The organism is Chryseobacterium sp. POL2, assembly GCF_011058315.1.
Lineage (GTDB): Bacteria > Bacteroidota > Bacteroidia > Flavobacteriales > Weeksellaceae > Soonwooa.
Map to the genome: position 1 here is coordinate 1210552 of NZ_CP049298.1, position 20302 is coordinate 1230853.

The window sequence follows — 20302 nt, forward strand, 5'->3', positions numbered from 1 at the left end:
TTTTTCATGTATCCCCGTTACTACGAGAACGTTATCTTAATTTTTCTAATTAATTTTTTTGAACAAATTAAAACTATTTTTTCCCATAATCCATAAATCCATAACTATTCTTTCTTTTAAGAGTAAAAGAATCGCAAAATAAACAACAAAAACAAGAATAGAATATAACAAAATATTAAGAAAACTTTGATTAATATATAAATTTACAAATTCTGAAACTACAAAGACAACACCACCAGCAAGGATATACCAAACGATACTTTTTGAAAAAAAACTATTAACCATCTTATTACGGGTAATAATAACAAACATAAAAACAATAGCCAACAATTCTGAAAGAACCGCAACAACCGCTGCCCCATTTTGCTGATAGGAATTAATGGCATAAAAATTTATCAAAATACTAAAAACTGCTGATGTAACAACCGCCCAAGTATATACTTTTTCTTTTCCCATTGGATAAAGAACTAAAAAACCCATAAAGTAAGCTAAACTAACAATAATGCACAAAGGAGACAAAATTTTCATCGTAAGCACAGCATTCTCATATTCTGGACCCGCAAACAAATAAATCAACGAATCTGCAAAAGCATAAAAATAAACACTAAATGGTATAGAAAAAAGCAGCATAAATGCTAGGGACTTTTTTAAATATGCCATGTAAGATTTATAATCTGATGCATATAAGATGGATAATTTTGGTAACATTACAGAACCAATGATTGTTATAAAGCCAATCACGAAACGAATTAGCTTATTGGATACTGCATAATATCCGACATATTTATCTCCCACCAAACTACCAATTAAAAAATAATCAAGCTGAAGATAAATATTAACCGAAATCGTCCCAAGAAAAATTAATAAAATAGGCTTTAGATGTCTTTTTATATCAATCTTAGACCAATTAAATTCTACTTTTATAGTTCTTTTGTATAAAAAATAAATATTAAAAAGATTAGCACCGCAAGCGGTTATCACCAAACATAAAGCATATAACAGATAATCTGACGGTTCTTTGATATAGAGCAAAATAACCAATAAACTAATAATCCTCACAAGCAGGTAACGAACCGTAATGTATAACTGATTTTCTAAACCTTGAAAAAACCATTCTGCACCTATATTGGTCAAAAAAATCATAATACTCATCACGAGTATTAGATCTCTATAATTTAAAAAATAATCCAACTGATAAACAACCCCAAAAAGAACAAGATAAGAAACAATCGTTGTTAAGAATAAAATACTAAGCAACTCAATTGTTGTTCTTGCCAACAATTTTGGTTGATCCCGTACTTTTGAAATCTCTCTTATACCATACATGGGAATTCCTAAAGCAGAAAACATCAAAAAATAAGTAATCAATGTATTAATATACTCCACTCTGCCTAATGTTTCTGGACCAAGTGCTTTGTTAATATATGGCATTGTTACAATACCAATAAGAGCCCCCGAGAGGACTCTTGTTAAGTTCAGTATATAATTTATCTTAACATTTCTTGAATTTAATGTTTTAGAAATTGAAGAAATCATAATCCAAATCTTTTTCTTAATTTCTTAAACCAAGATTTCTCTTCGGCATGATAGCCGTACCCATACTTATTACCATATCCAAAATTAGACTTATGAACATCGTTAAGAACAAATGCGGTATTGTTGATTTTATGACTATCAATATTCTTATTAGCAAAGTCAATGAAAGCTTTATCAGTTATTTCTGAACGCGTTACATATAATGTTGTATCGGCATTGTCTGCAATCAATAATGAGTCTGTTACCAGCATTAGTGGTGCTGTATCCAAAATGACATACTCGTACATTTCTTTGACCTGATCAACCAGCATTTTGTATCGTCCATTCTCCAACAATGCAGTTGGATTAGGTGGAATACTTCCCGAATAGATTATGTCACAATTATCAGCAAATGAGCTTGGATATATTATATCTTCAATATTTTCAACACCTCCAGCCAAATATTCTGTAAGACCTGCGACAGTCTTTTTACTAAGATCATATCTTTGTAATTGCGGATTACGAATATCCGATCCTATGACCAATACTTTCTTCTTTGGTGAAGCTAATGCAAGCGCCAAGTTAATTGAAATAAAGGTTTTACCTTCTCCTTTAATCGTTGATGTCACCATAATGGTTTTACCCTTCTCCTTCTTAGGAAGCATAAAATTTAAGTTAGTAACCAAAATCCTAAAAGCCTCTGCCATAGGTGATACATCATTCATTTGTATTAAATGCTCATCACCTTTTGCCAACCTTGGAATTTCTGATAATACAGGGACTTTTGACAAACGCTCAAGATCATGTTTAGATTCTATACTATTATTAAATAATAAACGTAAATAGATGATAACAAAAGGTATCAATACTCCAAAAATCAATGCCGCAAGCAGCGTAATCATTTTCTTTGGACTCTCAGGCTTTTCGAGGGTATAAGCATTATCAATAACTCTCGCTTTATTAGCAGTCATCGCCAAGGATATAGCAGCTTCTTCACGTTTTTCTAAGAGTAATAAATATAAATTTTCTTTAATCTGTTGTTGTCTTTCAATACTTCTGAAAAGTTTTTCTTGACGAGGCACTTTATTAAGTTTACTTTCCAGATTTCCTACTTCACCTTGTATCTGGCTTTTGGTAAGATTAATTGATGTTATACTTTTATGAAGACTTTCTTGAATGGAATTTCTTGTTTGTCGAATCTGATTATCCAAATCCTGCACCAATGGATTTTCATTGGTAGCATTCTCCAACAGTTTATTACGTTGCAATATAAGTCTGTTATAGTTCTCGATGATTTTAACAGCACCTTCATTACTTAATCCAATATTTACGGGTAACAATTGATTCGATTTCTGACCATTCATTGCGCTTAATAGCATATTAGAAATCTGAAGTTGGGTTTCTAAATCAAGCTCTCTTGCTTTAGCTTGCATAGAACCTTGTACATTCAGTCTGGCTTCACTCATCAAATCAACAATATCATTGCTAATTTTGAATTGCTCTTTCTGACTCTCAACTTCTCCTAACTCCTTAGATATCAAATCAATTCTTTCATCAATAAAATCCTTAGTCTTTTTAGATTCTATATTTTTATCATTAATTGCATCAAAATTATACTGATAGATAAGACTATTTAAAATATCTTTCGCTTTATTATTTTCTGGATAGATTAAGCTTAAAGAGATTATCGTTGCATCTTTATTAACTAAATCAACAGAAATATTCTTTTGAAAATCATTAACAGTCGCCTCTAACGTATGGTATTCTAATTCTAGATTTTTAAAATCTTCAACATCTTTTACAATATTGGCATCAAAACTTGCATTCTTCAAAAACATTAAATTAGCATACGGAAGACTCACCAACTTATTGTAAGTCGTTACAATATCTGATTTTAATTCTTCTGATTTTAAAGTAATTTTATCTCCGTTAATACTAAGCTCAAGTGGTTTTTTAGGAGAATCTGCAGTGTTTTTTTCATTAACAACTTTTACAATAAGTGGCGATGTGGTCTTATACAATTCAATTTTTGTAAATCCAGATTTTGCGTATAATTTAGTTTGAATATTTAAATCCTGTACCAAATCTGTTATTAGCTTTTTGGACTGTAAAATCTCGATTTCATTTTCGATACTGTTGGTCCCCATACCTCCAAATCCAGCAAGTCCCTGCAAAACACCAAAATCTCCTGATGCACTAGACATTTTTTTTGCATCCTTTATCAAAACCGTACTTTCAGACTTATAAACTGGACGTGTTAATTTTATATAAGCAATGGCTAAAGCCAGCATTAAAAGAACACCAATGATAAACCAGTGTATTTTTTTAAAATAAGGCTTTAATATATCTTGAATATTTACCGACTCTTCAGTTTTTTTTTGATTATCCATGATGTTAGGTTCTAACACTATTTTAGTAGTGTTGTTTTGTTTCTAGTTTTAAAAGGAATAGGCTAACTTAATTTATTTTTTGATAACTAATGCTAATATTGTTACCATTACAGAGGCTATAGAGATCCAAACGCCTGTTTGCGGCCCAAACCAAGAAGAGTTTTGTTTAGCCTTGTTAGCATTAACATAAATGACGTCATTCTGCTTCAATTGAAAAGAATCAGAATTTATAAAATTAGCATCTGTAAGATTAATATACTGCTTTGTCATTTGTCCATCGACATTACGAACCAACAAAACATTCTCGCGTTCACCATAAATGGTAAGATCGCCTGCCATACCTAAAGCTGTGAAAACAGTCGCTGACTGCCCATCAGGCAATACAAAATAACCTGGTTTATTAACCTCTCCCAAAACTGTAATTTTAAAATTGGTGTTTTTAATATTAACCGTTGGATTTTTAACATATCGAGAAATTTTATCTCTTAATAAAGCCGATAAATCTTCAATAGTTTTATTTTGAGTATTAATGATGCCGACAACTGGAAAATCGATATTATTATTAGAATCTACCGTATAAGTTGGTCCCGAGTTTGTAATCTGACCTTGCGTTGGCAAATTCGTACTAGATTGTGAATATTGTGAAACTTCACTAGATGAAGAAGATTGATTAAAAGGCTTAACAACGTCCATATCGCTCGCAGAAACTTTAATCACTAGATTATCACCTGGCTGGATTGTTGTTTTATTGATACTACTATACGAAGCCTCCATGGCTACATTTTCTATATTTTTCAAGTAGTTAATATTCTCTTTGGATTTACAAGAATAATTTAACAATAAAAATCCTAATAAGGTGACATAGAAAACTTTCTTCATAAACTTTCTTTTCTCGTTAATTTGCAAATATAGTATAAAGTTATTTATCTAACGACTCGTATTCGGAATTATTACTTATAAATTCCTTAACAATTACTTTAATTTTAGTAACAACATCAAACCTAGAATCATCTTCTAATGATGACAACATATTGTTAACTAAATGATTAATTTCTTCAAATGCCATAACCGGATCTTTTGAAATTAATATCTTTTCATGATTGGTCGGTAATGTTTTAGCATCATCGCTAAGCAATTCTTCATACAACTTTTCACCCGGACGTAGCCCTGTATATACAATTTTGATATCTGTTTGTGGCTCAAAACCTGACAATTTTATCATTCTGGTCGCCAAATCCAAAATCTTAACAGGCTCTCCCATATCAAACACATAGATTTCGCCGCCATTACCCATAATACCAGCATTTAAAACCAATTCACAAGCTTCAGGAATCGTCATAAAATACCTAACAATTTCAGGATGTGTAATGGTCACAGGACCTCCTTTTTCGATCTGCTTTTTAAAATGTGGAATCACCGAACCGTTGGACCCCAAAACATTTCCAAAACGCGTGGTAATAAATTTAGTTTTGTTTCCTGGACGGTTTTGTAAAGATTGCACAAAAAGTTCTGCCACTCTCTTGGTGGCACCCATGACATTGGTTGGGTTAACAGCCTTGTCGGTAGAAACCATTACAAAACGGTTAACATTATATTGACTCGATAATACCGCAAGGTTTTTTGACCCTAAAATATTAACCCTCACAGCTTCCTGAGGATTGCTCTCAACCAAAGGGACATGCTTATAAGCTGCAGCATGATAAACCATTGAAAAATGATGCTTTTTAAACAAAGGTTCTATCCTCTTGATATTTGAAACATCCGCTAAAACAAACTTAAATTCAATATGCGGAAACTTTTCTCGCAAATGAAGCTCAACCTCATACAAAGGCGTCTCTGCCTGATCGACAACCACTATTAAAGAAGGGGAAAACTTGGCTACCTGATTAATAATTTCTGAACCTATCGACCCTGCACCTCCCGTGATAAGAACTTCTTTGTTAAAATGTCTTTTTTTAACATCTTCGTTATCAAGCTTGATTGGTTTTCGGTTCAACAAATCTTCAATCTGAACAGCCTTAATGAAATTAGCATTATCGGTACTTCTAAGTTTTTGAACAGAAGGAGCTTTCAGAATTTTTATATCTTTTTCTAGCAAAATACCAATCCATTCGTCAAGCTCTTCTTTGGATAAAGACTCTTTGATAAGTATAACACCTTCTATGTCTAATTCTAATTTATTTTGTTTAATAAAAGAGACTTTATTAACAATGGACTTTCCGAGAATTTTGGCGTAGTTACCACCCGATTTATTGTCAAGAGAAATAAAACTGGTAATATGATAAGGCAGTTTGGGATTGTCCAAAATAGCCCGTGCAATGGCAACAGCTTGCTCATCAACACCTAAAACCATAATCTTTTTCTTCAAGCTACTTCTTGATACTTCTCTTGCGTAATGAAAAGCTTCTTTCACTACAAGCCTGAAAGTAAAAAGCAACATCGATGAAAATACAGCATACAAGATAATGAAAGAATTAAGGAACACTTTTTCATTCCCCAAAAGAATATTTGTAAAATTAATAGCAAATAAGACTGCTGCTGTACAAAAACTCGCCAATAATATTTTGAGTAAATCTATAAAGGTCGAATGTCGTATTACCCCTGCGTATGTTTTGAAAACATACATAAACACAATATTAATAACAAGAATTATAAAAGAACTTTGGAACGAGTCCAGTACATTAAAAGCTTTTGTCTTTAATTTAAAAATCACAAAAAAAGTAACGAGCAAAGACAGAACTAAAAAAAGAATGTCTATGATTAAAACGACCCATCTCGGTAGATATTTGATATCTGTAAGACCTATAACATTGTCGCCGTTATAAATTTTATTTTCAAAAATTGTTTTAAACATGATAATATGACGTATTTGTCAAAAAAATAATCGTTTTGGATAAAACTATCCCTATACACACAACACTTACAACAATTTTTTTATAATAAAGCTAATAAAACTTTCTTAATATGCTCTTTTTGATCTTCACTCAGATTAGATCCAGAAGGCAAGCACAAGCCTTGATTAAATAAAGTCTCGGAAACATCCCCTCCATAAAACCTAGAATTTTTAAAAATAGGCTGCAGATGCAGAGGTTTCCACAATGGTCGCGCCTCGATACCTTCTTTTAGTAAGCCTTCTCTTATTTCTTCACGATTACGCTTAATCTTTGTAGGGTCTAACAAAATAACCGACAACCAATAATTACAAAAATAGTCTTCATTAGGTTCAGAAAACAAACTTACACCATCAACATCATTCAAAAACGACTCATAAAAAGCATGGTTGCTTCTTCTTTGGCTAACCCTATCGTTGAGGACTTCCATCTGTCCTCTCCCGATGCCTGCACAAATATTACTCAGTCTGTAATTGTAACCAACTTCCGAATGTTGATAATGGGCTGCTGCATCTTTGGATTGTGTGGACAGAAAAACAGCCTTCTCTTTATACTTATAATTGCTTGTAACCAATGCACCGCCTCCAGACGAGGTAATGATTTTGTTTCCATTAAAACTAAGAACTGACAAATCACCAAAAGTGCCACATTTCTGCCCCTTGTACATACTGCCTAATGCCTCTGCACTATCTTCAATAAGAGGGATATCATACTTCTCAGCAATAAGCTTTATCGCCTCAACTTTATAAGGCATGCCATAGATGCATACCGCTATAATCGCTTTCGGTTTTTTACCTCTGTTAATACCATCAACAATAGCTTCTTCCAAAGCAACTGGATCGATATTCCATGTTTCTATTTCACTATCTACAAATATAGGCGTAGCGCCCATATACATAATCGGATTAGCAGAGGCTACAAAAGTCAAACTTTGACATATCACCTCATCTCCAAACTGAACACCAATAAGCTTTAGTGCCAAATGTATGGCTGCAGTACCAGACGAAACAGCCGCTACATGTACATCTTCTCCTAAAAACGACTCTAGATCCTCCTCAAAAGCATTAACATTGGGTCCTAACGGGCTAATCCAATTCTCGTCAAATGCTTGTTGTATATACTTCATCTCTCCACCTCCCATATGTGGCGATGACAGCCAAATTTTTCCTTCCATTTAGATTTTCACAACTTTATTTCCACTTTACAACTTATTCTCAATTTAATGATGGTCTCAGGGTTATTTTTAGCGTAACAAATTTACATTTTTAGAGCGGATAAGCTAATATATTTCAAAAAATATTTTATAATATTTTAACAACTATTATTCAAAAAAGCAGAAACATTGTTAACACTACGCTTAACCAATCTCCTGAAATCGCCTAATAATGCTAAATACCAAGCCCAACCTACCAAAAATATTTTACATTCCCAAATGCAACATGCTAGACCAAAAAAAAATTCCGAAGCCTGAGCCTCGGAATAATATGCTTACTTTACGTTATTACTTTTGTCTTTGTCGCTGGTAAGTAGCAAAACCCGCCATTACCAAACCCAACACCAACAATCCAGGAATATAATCATCTATAGGAACACCGCCCGGGTTACCAGGTCTATGAGCTACAGAACCATCTCCATCCATAGGATCTAGCGTGCTTTTTGCTGGCTCTCTTTCTTCCGTAGGTTGATCAAAACGATTCTCTCCACCATACTGAGAATATGAAAAACTAACAAGACCCAAAGTCATAAGTAGTGTATATATTATTTTTTTCATAATTCTAACTATATCTTTAATTATGATAAAAAGGGCGCTGTTGTTATCAACGCCCAGATTATTATTTTATTACCTTTTGCGTTACAATATTATTGTTTTGACTTATCTTAAGAACATAAGTCCCTTCTACCAAACTAGCGTTCGCGATACGTACCTCTTTGGAAGCTTTATCAGAAACAAGTACCAGACGCCCTAGCATATCATACACCTCAACTTTGGTAATCGCATTAGATCTCGCTTTTACAACAAAGCTGTCGGCATCTTTGTACACCACAATCTCTTTCTGGCTGTTAACAGCGTCCACGGCTAAAGTCTTCGACTGATATACGATTTCAAAACGCGTCGTGTTAACACCTTTGTCTAATGCAAAGTGGTAACCTGCATCAGTAAGCTTAACTATTTTATTAAGGCTATTATCCTTAAGATAGACATCTTGCCCATCGGCAAAGATATTGTCACCTTTAGCAAATCGAATGCTGTAGTCACCGGCTTCATAAGCTTTGATGCCTACTGGCACAACATCATCTTTAATATTAACATCTTGACGACCTTGGATGCTCACCGCTTTTGCATTGCTGGTCATCGTATAGAAGCCATCCGAAGCAAAGTTGTTAGCCGCTGTATCGTATTTGTCATAAGTATTAACAGCCGCCTCGTTGTACACCACCGCCGTGCTGATGATAAGTTGTTTTGGCGTTGTCAGCTCTAGCCAATAACGTTTTGGTGCTTCTGTTTTGAAATAAACACTACTTGTGTTAGCTGCAGTTCTCATCGTATTGTCAAAGCTAAGACTTGCAGTCGTGTTCTTAAGCTTTACAATAAAGCCTTGTCCTGGTTTGATAATGTTACTAGGTTTTTTTCCACCAGAACCTAAGGCTGGCGCTGGATTACCCACCCCTGAAGAGAAATTATAATAAGCATAATTATCACCTTCATAACTACTTCCCCATTGTCCATATACCGTATTGTTGGTATTATCCCAGAAGTAAGCCGTATTATCAACATCAACATCTAGTTGGCTTGCATTTGCTGTATAGAACGTGTCCAAGTCAAAGTTAGAAGGATATGGATTACCAATAAGGTTATAACCATCGCCCTGTCCTGTATTAGCACCTGCGTTATAGCTAACTGGACCATTATGTGGTACACCATTGAAGATAGCTGTTACATCATTAGAAGCAAGTCCCAATGCCGAATAGCCTTTTGCACTCGCCGATTTTGATCCCGCAGCCATTGGCTTGAAGGTATCTGTTTTGGTGATATACTCCATCACTTTATCAGCAGCTACAGGACCCGCAGCGCCATACAAAGCATATAGGTCTTGTGCCTCAACTGGTGACGACCATAGGTTGTATTGGTTAGCTGGTACGTTGGCATTACGTTTTACGGTAATTGTTTTGCCATCGTGTGTAGATCCTTCTACTTGCAATAGGCTAGCATCGCTCTCTACGGTGATAAGATCATGAGCCGACTGACTAAGAGCGCCATGTACTGTTACACTATGACCTGGCTGAATCGCTAAACTACCCGTTGTAACAGAAAGATCTTTAGCTACAAAATCTGTAGTAACATCATAAACCCCTGCAATCTCAGCATTAACCTGTGCATTAGGACCTTCCACATTGTTCCAAGCGGTGCCATCCCAGATCACTCTATCCGCTGTGCTTACAGCAATCTCGTTAGATGCTACAGAAGCACATGCATCTACTAAAGCTTCTACGGTATAGTAATAGTCTGTATCTGCCTCTAATCCTGTTATATTAGCAGAAGTGGCTGGCGCAGCCACCGTAAATGGAGAACCTGCAATTGGGGTTTTAACTACTACTTTAATATCATCGATAAAGAATCTGGAGTTAGAAGCTGTTTCTCCTTCGAATTTAATTTTTACATCTCCGCTTGCATCAGTAATATTTACAGTATAAGTATCGAAAGCACCTTTTTGTAAAGTAACTGTCGCTAAATCTAGTGTAGCACCTGTAGCAGAAATTTTTAATGTTGTTTTCTCATTATTACCATTCCAAGCACCAGCTCTGAAAGTTAAGGTTGCTGTACCTTCAACAGTAATAGATGGTGTTGTAATTGACCCTAGTTTAGTACCAGTTCCCAGCTTTACAGAAGAAGCTCCTTTGAATGCATTGGCGAGTGTCCAAGTACCTCCTGTTGTGTATGAAGCTAATGGTCCTGAAGCTGCACTACCAGTCCAGCTACCATCGTTACCACCAGTTCCGTCAACATCATCAAAAGTAGCATCAAATAATGTTGCCTCCTTATACACATTCACCTTATAGCTAGTAGCGTTAGGCACAGCATTCCAGTTGGCTACAAAGCTTGTACCTGTGATATTAGTTGCATCTATTGCTACTGGCGCAGCTACTACAGCAGTCGCCGTAACATCTACTTCAACATTAGCAACGCCTGTACTTGCTAATACCACCTTACCTGTGGTAGCACCACAAGCATTAGCAGAATTAAATCTTACATATACTGGCGTAGCAGCCAAGAAACCACCAGCATCAGCTTGTAGCGTTTGGCTAGTTGCCCACGCATTGTTATCCAAAGACACCTCATAATGTGTAGGTGCTGTTATCGTAATAGTAGCATTAGCATCTAAGAATGTCGCCGAAGCATTGAAGCTTTCCGAAACGGAGTTATCATTTTTATTAACATTACCAAAAGCCAAACTGGTCTTATCACTTGCTATGGCTTTAGGCGAACTTACTGCAATATTAAATGCAGAAGTAGAACCTGCAGTATCAAAACCACTAACTCTTATATAATAAGTCCCTGCATCTAATCTTGTAATTAAAGTTTTTGGATTGGTTGAACCTCCAGCATAATCAATAATATCATCAGCATTGCTTGGACATTGTGTTCCAAACAAATCAATATCTAAATCTCCTGCAAAACCACCAACAGAGATTGTATAATCTGCTGTATGCGTCACTGTGAAGCTATACCAAACGTCATTGATGCCATATGTTGTTGCATTTGTAAAAGGAGCTGTTCTTGTCGCACCACGCATCGTCCCACTAGTAGCTGCTGCATTCACTGTAAGATTGGTAGGATTGCCACAAAGGTCGTTGGCTGGTGCTGGTATCGTCACTGTTCCTGTTAACGGAATTGTTTTATTAGGCGTAACACCTGCGGTAGCCAAAGTCAAATTACCATTATAAGTATTGCCTAGCAATCCTGCTTTTAGTCTTACAAACACCTGTGTCGAAGCTACAGAACCAGCCACTGGCGTTAATGTTAAAGAAGCTTGGTAGCCTGTACCCGTTGTTAGCGACACTTCATAATTGGTAGGTGCTGTTAGCGTCATATCTCCTGTGAGATGAGCTCCCGAAACATGATACGTATGTTCTGCCGAAGGGCCATTGCCTTCCACATAAGTATAGTTATTTGTACCATCAGCCGTAAGTGTAGATGTTGGCACGGGCGCTGTTACGCTACCCGATAATGTAACATTGGGCGCTGTAACACCTGTAGTAGTATATGTTATTGCAACAATATCATTACTTGCATGGTTATAGTTACCAACAGACAATCCTGCTTTTAGTCTGGCATGTATTGTTGTTGAAGCGCCAGCATAATTAGGAATCGAAATACCGCCAGCACCATAACCAAAATAATTGGTGCCATCCGTAGAAATCTCCCACTTATCTCCTGGCAAAAGCTTAGCATCACCAGTACCACTTAATCCTTGTCCACTTAGCGTAAAACTTTGCGAAGTAGATGGGCCATTATCTAATACATAAGTAAAACCTGACAAAGCTGTTGGGCTTGCGATAAGCGATGGCGCTTTAACTTCTCCTGATAAATTAACTTGTACATCTGTCGCATTACTACTTGATACGAGTACATAATCATCACCTGTAGAAGTATGATTGTTATATTGCCCAATCGGCAGATCTGCCTTAAGACGCACCGATATAGTTTGTTCTTCAAAAGTCCCCCCAGTAGTAGAATACTCTAAATAACCTGCATAATCTCCATTGGCAGGAGAAGCTCCTTTTGCAATTTCATAATTATCACCAACGTATAGAGTAATTAGTCCTGCATGTAGATGAGTACCCGATAACTTAAAATTCTTTGCCAAAGACGGTCCTTGCCCTACAAAATAATCCAACCCAGTAAGACTAGCAGTACTCACATTAAGCGTTGGAGTTGTAGCAGGGGTTCCCGTCAATTTAACATCGTCTATTCTTACTTCATTTGTACTATCATTCCCTGTAAATCTAATTCTTAAATTTGAAGTTGATGGTATTAAACCTGACGCAGAAACATAATACCATTTCACAGTTCCTGATCCAGTGGGTAAATTATTATATGTTAATGGTGTATAATTTGTACCATCAGTACTCACCTGAATCTTTACTGGTTGCGTTGTAGCATTTGTTCCTTTTCTAACACCAAACGACAGGGTTAGATTTGTATAATTACTAGTATTTATATTAGAAATTTCTATAAACTTACTATTAGCGTTCAAAAAAACATTTCCATTTCCCGATGCAACAGAATAGTCAGTAGTACTCGAACCATTACTAGATCTAACATCAGTTGTAGCACTTCCAGTAAATTGAAGGATGCCATAGTTTTGAAAACCCGAATAGCCACTAACTAGAGTGTTATTTGTCGGACTCCCCATATTCTCGGAGAAGATAGTTGTCTGACCCCAAGCCTTACTTGATAAAAAACTTAAGGCTACCAGTAGCAGTAGCTTAAAAGATAATAGTTTTGTTTTCATATATATATAATATAACAGGCGGTAAAGATATTATTTTTATACAACAAAATTAACCTATGTTTATAAATTTAACAATTCGTTTAAAAATCGCCTATCAATAAGCTTTCTTCAACCAGCTATTTAACATAATATCGCTATCCACAGATTATCTGGCAACAAGCCCGTGGCAAAAAACACTTCCCCCTCCCACATCATCAACGCCAATGCGCCAAAAGTTAATTACGACATTGCTAAAATTAGAAGAATTATCAGCAAAATATGGCAGTCTGCAACGCCCTGCCAGAGGGCTTTCCCAAGGCCTAAAAAAAAGCAAGCTTGCTATCGGGTGATAGCAAGCTTGCCATGGGTCGTTACCAAGCTTGTCATGAGCGCATAGCAAGCTTGGTATTTTTGCTAACTAAGCCTTCTTTTTAAAAGTGGCAGTTAACATGGCATTGCTAATTCGTTTTCCGGGGCGGTAGTTGACCTTAGAACTTTTGATGTTAGCCACCGTAAACTCCTCCTCTCTAGCAGTACCCTCGCTAGATACCGACGGATAGAAGCTCCCCAACTTGTCCAGTCGGATCACTTTACCATTGGCAAGCTCCTCTTGGATTACATTTTCTAATGCGATGATAACACCACGGATGTCCGCCTCGGACAATGCCGAGAATTTTTCGATCTTCTTAACAAGGTCCTCTACAGTTACCTCGCCGTCCAGCACAATAGCTGCATACCATTTTTTAAGACCACCACCAGCGATGCCTGGCTGCGCTTTCTGAATTAATTTGTACTTAATTGCCATAATACATAAGTGTTTAAAGGTTAATAAATATTTATTTCATTTGATGCCATGAAAATAATAAAAATTTCGTTACCCACAAACACCTATCTCATTGACACATATTATGTTAAGTCCCACAACTTCGACGCCACTCAACCACCTAAGCAGTCAACAAACGGAGTGGAAGTGGGTCATCGAGCGGAGTGGAATTGGGTCATCGAGCGGAGTCGAGATGAAAACAATCTGGCTTCGACTCCGCTCAGCCACCTAGATGGTCACCAAGCGGAGTCGAAGTGGGTCATCGAGCGGAGTCGAGATGAAGACAATCTGGCTTCGGCTCCGCTCAGCCACCTAGATGGTCACCAAGCGGAGTCGAAGTGGGTCATCGAGCGGAGTCGAGATGAAAACAATGTAGCTTCGACTCCGCTCAGCCACCTAGATGGTCATCGAGCGGTGTCGAAGTGGGTCATCGAGCGGAGTCGAGATGAAAACAATGTGGCATCGGCTCCGCTCAGCCACCTAGATGGTCACCAAGCGGAGTCGAGATGAAGACAATCTGGCTTCGGCTCCGCTCAGCCACCTAGATGGTCATCGAGCGGAGTCGAGATGAAAACAATGTGGCATCGGCTCCGCTCAACCACCTAGATGGTCACCAAGCGGAGTCGAGATGAAGACAATGTGGCATCGGCTCCGCTCAACCACCTAGATGGTCACCAAGCGGAGTCGAGATGAAGACAATCTGGCTTCGACTCCGCTCAGCCACCTAGATGGTCATCGAGCGGAGTCGAGATGAAAACAATGTGGCATCGGCTCCGCTCAGCCACCTAGATGGTCATCGAGCGGAGTCGAGATGAAAACAATCTGGCTTCGACTCCGCTCAGCCACCTAGATGGTCACCAAGCGGAGTCGAGATGAAAACAATCTGGCATCGGCTCCGCTCAGCCACCTAGATGGTCATCGAGCGGAGTCGAGATGAAGACAATCTGGCTTCGGCTCCGCTCAGCCACCTAGATGGTCATCGAGCGGAGTCGAGATGAAAACAATCTGGCTTCGACTCCGCTCAGCCACCTAGATGGTCATCGAGCGGAGTCGAGATGAAAACAATGTGGCATCGGCTCCGCTCAGCCACCTAGATGGTCACCAAGCGGAGTGGAAGTGGGTCATCGAGCGGAGTCGAGATGAAGACAATCTGGCTTCGGCTCCGCTCAGCCACCTAGATGGTCATCGAGCGGAGTCGAGATGAAGACAATCTGGCTTCGGCTCCGCTCAGCCACCTAGATGGTCATCGAGCGGAGTCGAGATGAAAACAATGTGGCATCGGCTCCGCTCAGCCACCTAGATGGTCACCAAGCGGTGTCGAGATGAAAACAATGTGGCTTCGGCTCCGCTCAGCCACCTAGATGATCACCAAGCGGAGTCGAGATGAAAACAATGTGGCATCGGCTCCGCTCAGCCACCTAGATGGTCACCAAGCGGAGTCGAGATGAAGACAATCTGGCTTCGACTCCGCTCAGCCACCTAGATGGTCACCAAGCGGAGTCGAGATGAAGACAATCTGGCTTCGACTCCGCTCAGCCACCTAGATGGTCATCGAGCGGAGTCGAGATGAAAACAATCTGGCTTCGACTCCGCTCAGCCACCTTTCTTATTCCTGAAATGAGAATCGTTATTACATTCTGCTAATTTTTTTAAATCCACATCACAAGCATTAATCAAAGCTGTTTTCTTTTTATGACTCCAACCTTGTATCTGCTTCTCTCTCAAAAAAGCGTCAGCAATATTTGTGAACGTTTCATAATATACTAATTTCACAGGAAGTCTTTTTGAAGTATAATTAGCACCAAGACCTTCTTGATGTTGTGTGAATCGCTGTTCTAGATCAATTGTACTTCCTGTATAATAAGTTTTATCAGCACACAATAGAATATACATATAACCTGGTTTCATAAAGATTGTAATTTAATTTTTAAAGGTTATGAATTTAATAAAACTTTAGATTATGGTATTTGAAGCCTCGGGCTTCGGCTCCGCTCAGCCACCTAGATGATCATCGAGCGGTGTCGAGATGGGTCATCGAATAAAGCAGAGATGATAATCGACATCTAAACTTTGAGCGTTAAATAAATTATAGCAATGAGCGTAAAAAAGTTTAGTGTCCGAACAAGCGTGGGAAAAGCATGGGCGTGAGTTTTAAACTTTTTAGCGAATGAAAATAATTTATAGCGATAAAGTTTAAAGTCTTGACTTTTTGGTTCTTTTGCGTCAAGGCAAAAGAACGAAGCGCTTCAACGACTAGAAGCAGTCAAAAGAACAAAACACTTCAACAACTAAAAGCAGTCAAAAGAACAAAGCACTTCAACAACTAGAAGGAGCCAAAAGAACAAAACCAAACGAAACCGAAGTTGGTCACTGAGCCTGTCGAAGTGCAACAACACGGCTTCGACACTCTGCGGAGAAAAACCACTCTATTCTCCGCAAATCATGCGGAGAATAATTTGTATATTTACCGCAAACATTTAAAATGCCACTTTACATCCATCAACTTAAAGATTGGGCTCAATTCAATTGGAGTCAAGACGAACTCATCAATTTACTTGCAGAAGTAAGGCAACTACAAGGTAAATTATTGGGAAAAGTAGAGTTGCTAGGCTTTGATCTAAAAGACGAAGCTAATTTAGAGACCTTAATACAGGATGTTATCAAAACTTCCGAAATTGAAGGAGAAGTTTTAAATCCAGAATTAGTTCGCTCATCTATAGCGATTCGTCTTGGCTTGGATAATTTAGGCATTGAGCATTCTAATCGAAATATTGATGGAATTGTAGATATGATGCTCGATGCTACTCAAAATTCCAATAAATCGTTAAGTGAAGACCGTTTATTGGCTTGGCATGGCGCATTATTCCCAACAGGCAGAAGCGGACTGTATAAAATAGAAGTTGCCCAATGGAGAACTGGAGATATGCAAGTTGTTTCTGGTGGGATGGGGAGAGAAAAAATCCACTTTGAAGCCCCACAAGCCAACAGATTGGAGAACGAAATGCAAAAATTTATAGCTTGGTTCAATCAAGAAAACTCTTTGGATTCCATTTTGAAAGCTGCCATTGCCCACTTATGGTTTATTACCATACATCCCTTTGATGATGGCAACGGTAGAATTGCCAGAGCAATAACGGACATGCAGCTATCAACATCGGACGGCGTTAATCAGCGGTTCTACAGCATGTCGTCGCAAATCAATGCGAATAAAAAATCCTATTACACTATTTTAGAAAAAACCCAGAAAGGAGATTTAGATATAACAGAATGGCTCAAATGGTTTCTCACATGTTTAAAAGAGGCGATTATTGCTTCTAATTTGATAATCGACAGAGTAGTCCAAAAACATCAATTCTTTCTAAATAACGCTTCTAAAATAACAAATGAGCGTCAAAAAATAATTATCACCAAACTACTTGAAGGCTTTGAAGGCAATTTAACCTCATCAAAATATGCAAAGATTGTAAAAACTTCCCCAGATACTGCTCTGAGGGACATTAACGACTTAGTAGAAAAAGGAATTTTATTAAAATCCAATTCGGGAGGTAGAAGCACAAACTATCTATTAAATATTTAAACCAGAAAAAGACTAACACCTATTTTTCAACAAGTTATCATTCAATAATTATAAACCTACAAAACCTCAAAAGAACAAAACACCAACCACCAAACGAAACCAACTTGGGTCACTGAGCCTGTCGAAGTGCACCCACACGGCTTCGACAAGCTCAGCCACCAATCCCCAGTCACCAATCCCCAGTCCCCAATCACCAATCACCAATCACCAATCACCAATCACCAATCCCCAATCCCCAATCACCAGTCCCCAATCACCAATCACCAATCACCAATCACCAATCACCAGTCTCTAGTCTCTAGTTTCTAGTCTCTAGTCTCTAGTCCCCAATCGGTCACTGAGCCTGTCGAAGTGATAATCGACATCTAAACTTTGAGCGTAAAATAAATTATAAGAATGAGCGTAAAAAAGTTTAGTGTCCGAACAAGCCTAGGAAAAAGCATGGGCGTGAGTTTTAAACTTTTTAGCGAATGAAAATAATTTATAGCGATAAAGTTTAAAGTCTTGACTTTTTGGTTCTTTTGCGTCAAGGCAAAAGAACGAAGCATTTCGACAACTAAAAGCAGTCAAAAGAACAAAACACTTCAACAACCAAAAGCAGCCAAAAGAACAAAGCACTTCAACGACTAGAAAGAGTCAAAACAACGAAGCACAATAAAGAAAAAAGTCAAAAGAACAAAACACCGCCACACCAACCGACATTATAAAAAAGCCGTTAACGAAGAATTATGGAGGACGTTAAAAACAAAATACTGTTCGAAGCGAAGCAAGTTATATTTTGTTTAGTCCGAAATAATTCAGAGTAGGCATTTTTTATACAGTCTTGACTTTTTGGTTCTTTTGCGTCAAGGCAAACCCAGCGCAGCGGTTCGACGGAGTCAAAAGAACGAAGCGCTTCAACGACTAGAAAGAGCCAAAAGAACAAAGCACTTCAACGACCAAAAAAAGTTAAAAGAACAACACCTAGCGGAGCCGAGTTGATAATCGACATCTAAACTTTGAGCGTAAAATAAATTATAAGAATGAGCGTAAAAAAGTTTAGTGTCCGAACAAGCGTGGGAAAAGCGTGGGCGTGAGTTTTAAACTTTTTAGCGAATGAAAATAATTTATAGCGATAAAGTTTAAAGTCTTGACTTTTTGGTTCTTTTGCGTCAAGGCAAACCTAGCGCAGCGGTTCGACGGAGTCAAAAGAACGAAGCGCAATAAATAAAAAGGCAAAAGAATAACACCGCCACACCAACCGACATTATAAAAAAGCCGTTAACGAAGAATTATGAAGGACGTAAAAAACAAAATACTGTTCGAAGCGAAGCAAGTTATATTTTGTTTAGTCCGAAATAATTCAGAGTAGGCATTTTTTATATAGTCTTGACTTTTTGGTTCTTTTGCGTCAAGGCAAAAGAACAAAACCTAACCTAGCACTTCAACAACCAAAAGGAGTCAAAAGAACAAAACACTTCAACGAACAAAAGCAGTCAAAAGAACAAAGCACTTCAACAACCAGAAGCAGCCAAAAGAACAAAACACAATGCAGAAAAGGAACCACCAAAACAAAAAAACCTCATAAGCTTATATCACTTACGAGGTTTTAATATTTAAAAATCGATTAATTAATTTCTATAACCAACCCATCTCCTTCATCCACTCATCGTTATATATTTTGGCAACGTAGCGCGAACCATGATCGTGTAACAACACCACGATAACATCATCTTTGGTGAACTGGTCTTTCATCTGTACCAAAGCCGCCATCGCACTACCCGCTGAATAACCACAGAAGATACCTTCTTCTTTCGCCAGTTTGCGCGCATAGATGGCACCATCTTTATCGGTTACCTTTTCGAAATGGTCAATAACGGACATATCGTAGTTTTCGGGGATAATATCTTCTCCGATACCTTCGGTAATATAAGAATAGGCATGGTCGTAATGTAGCTCGCCAGTTTCATGAAATTCTTTAAGGATAGAACCATAAGTATCAATACCAATGACTTTGATATCTGGATTCTTCTCTTTGAAGAACATGCCACAACCTGTCACCGTACCGCCCGTCCCCGCACCTGCGACAAAATGCGTTAGCTTACCATCCGTCTGCTCCCAGATTTCGGGTGCTGTCTGCTCGTAATGTGCTGTACGATTGGACAAGTTATCATATTGGTTAACATACCAACCATTCTCCGTTTCGGTTGCTAATCTTTTGGACACCGAATAATAAGAGCGGGGATCCGTAGGTTTAACATCCGTAGGGCAGACGATAACCTCCGCCCCAACAGCACGAAGAATATCGCATTTCTCTTTAGATTGTTTAGAATTGGTTACGAAGATACATTTGTAACCTTTAATAATGGCTGCCAAAGCCAAGCCCATACCCGTATTACCAGAAGTACCTTCGATGATGGTTCCGCCAGGTTTCAGACGGCCGTCTTTTTCGGCATCTTCAATCATTTTGAGCGCCATTCTATCTTTAACGGAGTTTCCGGGATTGGTAGTTTCTACTTTTGCTAATACCAAAGCTGGGAAGTCGTCTCCCAAAACTTTATTCAACTTCACCAATGGTGTGTTACCTATCGTTTCTAAAATGTTGTTATAATATTTCATAAAAAATTGTTACT

General features: G+C 37.9%; 11 protein-coding genes. 1 reads left to right on the plus strand and 10 read right to left on the minus strand.

Annotated elements, in window-relative coordinates:
* Window positions 1-45 precede the first annotated feature (45 nt).
* The 9 genes from G6R40_RS05635 to G6R40_RS05675 form a co-directional block, all read right to left on the minus strand.
* Window positions 46-1536 carry a flippase gene (locus tag G6R40_RS05635; protein ID WP_165132778.1) on the minus strand — a complete coding sequence of 497 codons (1491 nt, stop codon included), beginning with the start codon at window positions 1534-1536 and terminating at the stop codon, window positions 46-48.
* Window positions 1533-3905, minus strand: a complete 2373-nt coding sequence (locus G6R40_RS05640) for a GumC family protein (protein ID WP_165132781.1) — start codon at window positions 3903-3905, stop codon at window positions 1533-1535. Before G6R40_RS05640 ends, G6R40_RS05635 begins: the two co-directional genes overlap by 4 nt.
* 72 nt (window positions 3906-3977) lie before the next feature.
* Window positions 3978-4784, minus strand: a complete 807-nt coding sequence (locus G6R40_RS05645) for a polysaccharide biosynthesis/export family protein (RefSeq protein ID WP_165132784.1) — start codon at window positions 4782-4784, stop codon at window positions 3978-3980.
* Between the two features lie 40 nt (window positions 4785-4824).
* Entirely contained in the window at window positions 4825-6759 is a 1935-nt protein-coding gene (locus G6R40_RS05650; protein WP_165132787.1) for a polysaccharide biosynthesis protein, read from the minus strand.
* Between the two features lie 80 nt (window positions 6760-6839).
* A complete protein-coding gene (locus tag G6R40_RS05655) occupies window positions 6840-7970 on the minus strand; it encodes a DegT/DnrJ/EryC1/StrS family aminotransferase (protein ID WP_165132790.1) in 1131 nt (376 codons plus the stop codon).
* A gap of 327 nt (window positions 7971-8297) precedes the next feature.
* Window positions 8298-8540 carry a hypothetical protein gene (locus G6R40_RS05660; protein WP_165132793.1) on the minus strand — a complete coding sequence of 81 codons (243 nt, stop codon included), beginning with the start codon at window positions 8538-8540 and terminating at the stop codon, window positions 8298-8300.
* 88 nt (window positions 8541-8628) lie between these two features.
* Window positions 8629-13212 (minus strand): T9SS type A sorting domain-containing protein, encoded by a 4584-nt coding sequence (locus G6R40_RS05665; RefSeq protein WP_165132796.1) that lies wholly within the window; start codon window positions 13210-13212, stop codon window positions 8629-8631.
* 496 nt (window positions 13213-13708) lie between these two features.
* Entirely contained in the window at window positions 13709-14095 is a 387-nt protein-coding gene (locus G6R40_RS05670; protein ID WP_165132799.1) for an HU family DNA-binding protein, read from the minus strand.
* A gap of 1611 nt (window positions 14096-15706) precedes the next feature.
* Entirely contained in the window at window positions 15707-16021 is a 315-nt protein-coding gene (locus G6R40_RS05675; protein WP_165132802.1) for a GIY-YIG nuclease family protein, read from the minus strand.
* Between the two features lie 574 nt (window positions 16022-16595).
* On the opposite strand from G6R40_RS05675, the gene G6R40_RS05680 reads away from it, so the two are divergent.
* A complete protein-coding gene (locus G6R40_RS05680) occupies window positions 16596-17690 on the plus strand; it encodes a Fic family protein (protein ID WP_165132805.1) in 1095 nt (364 codons plus the stop codon).
* A gap of 1617 nt (window positions 17691-19307) precedes the next feature.
* Here G6R40_RS05680 and G6R40_RS05690 read toward each other — a convergent pair.
* The gene (locus G6R40_RS05690) at window positions 19308-20288 is read right to left on the minus strand and encodes a PLP-dependent cysteine synthase family protein (RefSeq protein WP_165132811.1); all 981 of its coding nucleotides are present in this window, start codon (window positions 20286-20288) and stop codon (window positions 19308-19310) included.
* Between the last annotated feature and the right edge of the window lie 14 nt (window positions 20289-20302).

Excerpts from the sequence above, each read along its gene's own strand:
- G6R40_RS05635 (WP_165132778.1), bottom strand. The coding sequence starts at position 1,536 with ATGATTTCTTCAATTTCTAAAACATTAAATTCAAGAAATGTTAAGATA.
- G6R40_RS05640 (WP_165132781.1), bottom strand. The coding sequence starts at position 3,905 with ATGGATAATCAAAAAAAAACTGAAGAGTCGGTAAATATTCAAGATATA.
- G6R40_RS05645 (WP_165132784.1), bottom strand. The coding sequence starts at position 4,784 with ATGAAGAAAGTTTTCTATGTCACCTTATTAGGATTTTTATTGTTAAAT.
- G6R40_RS05650 (WP_165132787.1), bottom strand. The coding sequence starts at position 6,759 with ATGTTTAAAACAATTTTTGAAAATAAAATTTATAACGGCGACAATGTT.
- G6R40_RS05655 (WP_165132790.1), bottom strand. The coding sequence starts at position 7,970 with ATGGAAGGAAAAATTTGGCTGTCATCGCCACATATGGGAGGTGGAGAG.
- G6R40_RS05660 (WP_165132793.1), bottom strand. The coding sequence starts at position 8,540 with ATGACTTTGGGTCTTGTTAGTTTTTCATATTCTCAGTATGGTGGAGAG.
- G6R40_RS05665 (WP_165132796.1), bottom strand. The coding sequence starts at position 13,212 with ATGGGGAGTCCGACAAATAACACTCTAGTTAGTGGCTATTCGGGTTTT.
- G6R40_RS05670 (WP_165132799.1), bottom strand. The coding sequence starts at position 14,095 with ATGGCAATTAAGTACAAATTAATTCAGAAAGCGCAGCCAGGCATCGCT.
- G6R40_RS05675 (WP_165132802.1), bottom strand. The coding sequence starts at position 16,021 with ATGAAACCAGGTTATATGTATATTCTATTGTGTGCTGATAAAACTTAT.
- G6R40_RS05680 (WP_165132805.1), top strand. The coding sequence starts at position 16,596 with ATGCCACTTTACATCCATCAACTTAAAGATTGGGCTCAATTCAATTGG.
- G6R40_RS05690 (WP_165132811.1), bottom strand. The coding sequence starts at position 20,288 with ATGAAATATTATAACAACATTTTAGAAACGATAGGTAACACACCATTG.